Origin of the sequence: Corallococcus sp. CA041A (genome assembly GCF_003612075.1) — a bacterium.
Lineage (GTDB): Bacteria > Myxococcota > Myxococcia > Myxococcales > Myxococcaceae > Corallococcus > Corallococcus exiguus.
Genome location: NZ_RAWF01000455.1, coordinates 1 through 3,775 on the forward strand (window position 1 = coordinate 1; position 3,775 = coordinate 3,775).

A 3,775-nucleotide genomic window follows, 5' to 3' on the forward strand; every position below is an offset into this window, starting at 1 on the left:
GTTCGGGGTGGGGAATGCAGCCTACAGTTGGAAAAGCGGCATTTTTTCCCCGGCCCACTTGTCTCGGAAGCCCATGACCCTGTTCCGGCACCCTGAAGATCGCATCCCGGTCCTGATGTTCCTTGGCGTGTTCGCGCTCGACCTGACGGTGTTCCTCACGGCCCAGAGCTGGTGGATCCCGGTGCTGTGGTTCGGACTGGGCATCATCCCCAAGGGATGGATCTGCTCGTGGAACCACCACCACCAGCACCTGTCCTTCTTCAAGCACGCGCTGCCCAACCGCCTGTTGGAGATCGTCTTCGGCTTCCAGACGGGCGTGACGTCGCAGGCGTGGTTCCTCCACCACGTGCTGGGCCACCACAAGAACTACCTGGACCAGACGCAGGACGAGTCGCGCTGGAAGCGGGATGACGGCTCGACGATGGGGGAGGTGGAGTACTCGCTGAGCACGGCGCTGACCGCGTACTCGCGCGCGTTCCACGTGGGGAAGAAGCATCACCCCAAGGCGCTGCGCGTGTTCGTGTGGATGGCCGCGCTCCAGGTGGTGCTGCTGGCGGGCCTGTTCTGGGTGAACCCCTACAACGCGCTCTTCGTGTTCCTCTTGCCCATGATGGCGTCGCTCTACGTGACGACCTGGGCCACGTACTTCCACCACGTGGGCCTGGAGACGGCCAACCACTCGGAGGCCTCGTACAACATCCTCCACAAGGGCTACAACCTGATGACGGGCAACCTGGGCTACCACACCGCGCATCACACGCGGCACGGTCTGCACTGGTCCAAGCTGCCGGAGCTGCACGCGCAGCTGGCGCAGGAGATCCCCGCGAACCTGTACCGCCAGCCGGGCATCCCGTTCGTCTGGAGCGGCTCTGAAGAGAAGCTCGTGCTGAGCGAGCACGAGGTCGCCGCGCTCTCCGGCAGGCCCGTGGAAGGCAGCGGGGAGAAGCTGGCCGCCTAGCGGTCCCGCTGTCCCCGCTGGATGCTCCCGCCGGAAGTGCTCCTTCCGGCGGAGGGTGCCGCGGTCAGCTACTTCGGCTGCTGCTGCGGCTCCGTCGTGCGGTTCGCCGCGATGTTGATGACGTTGAGGAGCAGGTCCTTCACGCGGCGGGGCTTGTTGCCGCCGTTGTCCTCGATGATCTTGTCGATGTCGTCATCCTGCCGGTGGTACTCCGGGATGAGGTCGCCGCCGCCCTCGGGGTTGGACAGGCCCTCGAAGAGGAAGAGGACGTCCTCGCCCTTGCGCCCGAAGGACGCGCCGTCCTGCCGGTCGCGGTAGACGTTGATGTCGCGGTTGATGCGGTCGAACGGATCCGCCAGCTGCTGGTTCGCCTGGTCCACCACGTCACGGAAGTAGTTGGGCTGGCCCTTGGTGTTGGTGTCCACCACGGACAGGCGCTGATCATCCCAACGGCCCACCATGTCCGTGTTGATGACGCCGGCGATGTTCTTCAGCTCCAGGCCGGGGATGGGGTGGTCCACGAAGTACTGCGAGCCCACCAGGCCCTTCTCCTCCGCGCCCGTCCAGATGAAGAGCACGGAGCGGTCCAGCTTGCCGTTCTTCGCGGCCTCCGCCAGCTCCGGCACCGCCGCCATCAGCACCGCGCTGCCGGACGCGTTGTCGTCCGCGCCGTTGTACGGGTTGCCCTTGCGGTCCACGCCCACGTGGTCCAGGTGGGCCATCACCACGATGACCTCGTCCTTGTGGGGGCCGGTGCCGGGCAGCATGGCCATGGTGTTCACCGCCTGGCCCGTGGCGGCGGCCACCTGCTTGAGCTCCTCCACGCTGCGCTGCTTGCCCGCGCGCGCCGGCACCACCGACTGGCCCGCCGCCTTCATCGTCTGCTCGTACTGCTGGTTGAGCTTCTTCAGCGTGTCCTTGGGCATCTTCTCGTCCAGGTAGAAGCCTTCCTGGAACATCGTGTGGCCGAACTGCTTGTGCTCGGCATGCCCTGCGTGCGCCGCGCCCGCCGTCTCGCCCGCCTTTTCCGCGCCCAGCCACGAGTAGACGTTGAACTTCTGCTGGAAGGGGTTCTCCGGGTTGTTGATGTTGGGCCCCACGAGCCCGTACTTCTCCGCGTGGGCCTGCACGTAGACGGAAGCGGCATCCAGGCCCGCGGAGGGGCTGTCACGTCCCTGCAGCGCGTCCGAGGCCAGGTACTCGAGGTGCGTCATCGGATCCGAGTCGACCGAAACGGGCGGCTCGGTGGGCGCCTCCGGAGGCACCGGCGTCGTCGGCGCGGGCGTCGGGGTGGTGGGCGCGGGCAGCCCCAGGATCGGAGGCGGCGCGGGCAGCCGCGGCAGCTGGCCGGGCGCGGGGCGCGTGCTGCCGGAGGACTCGAAGCCGTCCTTGAATGCGAGAGGGCGGTTCCGGGACTTCGCATCCGTCGTCCGGGCGTCCTGCGAGGACAGCCGCGAGACGGAGGTGAGGGGACGCGAGCTGTCGTTGATCTTCGAGGCCATGGTGGGGAGTCCGGGGGAGGAACAGCGCTCCCCAGATTATCCGCCGAACCCCCTGGGGAGTTGTGCGCCACGGCAAAGTTCCGCCCGCGTCCGGCTCATCCCTTGAATCCCCGTTTCAGGACCCCGCCCGCGAGTAAGGGGTCCTGAGGCTCCGGGTGAGACCGGACCTGCTACAAATCGCGTGTTTCATGTGACATCCGCCGCTACTCCGTTTTCTCAATCAATGAATGACACGAGTGAAACAGACGGGCTCCAGGTGTTGGCGTGAGGGGTGCAGTGGGGCAGCGGGCAGTACACCCCACACCATGAGGTAACGGATGCATCTGAAGATCACGGGTTCCCTGCTGGCTTCCATGCTGCTGAGCATCACGGGTTGCGCGGGCGGTGCCGATGACGGCCAGGCCTCCGGTTCCCTGAACGCGCAGGAAGCCGCGGCGTCCCAGTGCGTGAAGAAGTTCGAAGGCATCACCAGCTGCGCGCTGGGCCGCGCGAAGGTGGATGCCGTCGCTGACGGGCTGGCGGTGTCCAACCTCACGACCCAGAAGGACGGCGTCTCCAGCAGCTTCACGCAGGCCGTGAAGTGGGAGCAGCGCGTGGCGACGCGTCTGGGGGCGCAGGGTGGCTACCAGCTGTCCGCGCGCGATGGCGATCAGGTCGTCAGCACGCTGAAGGTGACGCCGGGCCGCGAGGCGAACACGGTCAACATCCTGCCCACGTTCACGGGCTCGCCGGGCGGCTCCGCGTACCGGATGAACATCTACCGGGGCGGCGTGCTCCAGGGCTCCAGCCCCCAGCCGGCCGGGCTGATGATCACCTTCACCAACTGGCGGGACTTCCTCCGCTGGGCGGAGATGAACCACCACTTCCTGAACGACTTCGACATCGACGGGCTGTCCACCGGCTCCGCGGAGACGAACGTGGGCGCGTGCGTGTGGCGCCTGGACTCGGAGAAGAACACCTTCACCGTGGACATCAACGGCAAGTCCGTCACCGGTGACTCGGTGGAGTTCATCGAGACCGTCGCGGATGGCGCGTACCCGTACCGTCACTTCACGGGCATCGACACGAACGCCATCGCTGGCGAGTACACCATCCGCTCCGAGTCCATCACCCAGCCCACGGGCGTGAAGTAGCGCGAACCCGCGGTCCCAGCGCCGGACGGGAACACGGCCCCGTCCGGCGTGCCGCCTAAGTAGGTCGCCAGAAGTTCCGAGACAAATCCGGGTCGCATGCGCAGTTTCTGGAGCATGCGACCGGCAAGGAGCCCTGCCGAGCTGGGGCTGACAGCATACGACATGCGGAAGCTGGAGCGGGC

General features: G+C 66.8%; 3 protein-coding genes. 2 read left to right on the forward strand and 1 reads right to left on the reverse strand.

Translation table 11 applies throughout. The features are described from left to right. The first annotated feature begins 73 nt into the window (after nt 1-73). A complete protein-coding gene (locus D7V77_RS40875; RefSeq protein WP_120581581.1) occupies nt 74-958 on the forward strand; it encodes a fatty acid desaturase in 885 nt (294 codons plus the stop codon). A 68-nt stretch (nt 959-1,026) separates the two neighbouring features. On the opposite strand, the gene D7V77_RS40880 is transcribed toward D7V77_RS40875, so the two are convergent. Beyond that, the gene (locus D7V77_RS40880) at nt 1,027-2,460 is read right to left on the reverse strand and encodes a M28 family metallopeptidase (protein ID WP_120581582.1); all 1,434 of its coding nucleotides are present in this window, start codon (nt 2,458-2,460) and stop codon (nt 1,027-1,029) included. 317 nt (nt 2,461-2,777) lie between these two features. Between D7V77_RS40880 and D7V77_RS40885 the strand changes: the two genes are divergently transcribed. After that, on the forward strand, nt 2,778-3,593 hold the full coding sequence (locus D7V77_RS40885; RefSeq protein WP_120581583.1) for a hypothetical protein: 816 nt from the start codon (nt 2,778-2,780) through the stop codon (nt 3,591-3,593). The last annotated feature ends 182 nt before the right edge of the window (nt 3,594-3,775 follow it).

Excerpts from the sequence above, each read along its gene's own strand:
- D7V77_RS40875 (WP_120581581.1), top strand. The coding sequence starts at position 74 with ATGACCCTGTTCCGGCACCCTGAAGATCGCATCCCGGTCCTGATGTTC.
- D7V77_RS40885 (WP_120581583.1), top strand. The coding sequence starts at position 2,778 with ATGCATCTGAAGATCACGGGTTCCCTGCTGGCTTCCATGCTGCTGAGC.
- D7V77_RS40880 (WP_120581582.1), bottom strand. The coding sequence starts at position 2,460 with ATGGCCTCGAAGATCAACGACAGCTCGCGTCCCCTCACCTCCGTCTCG.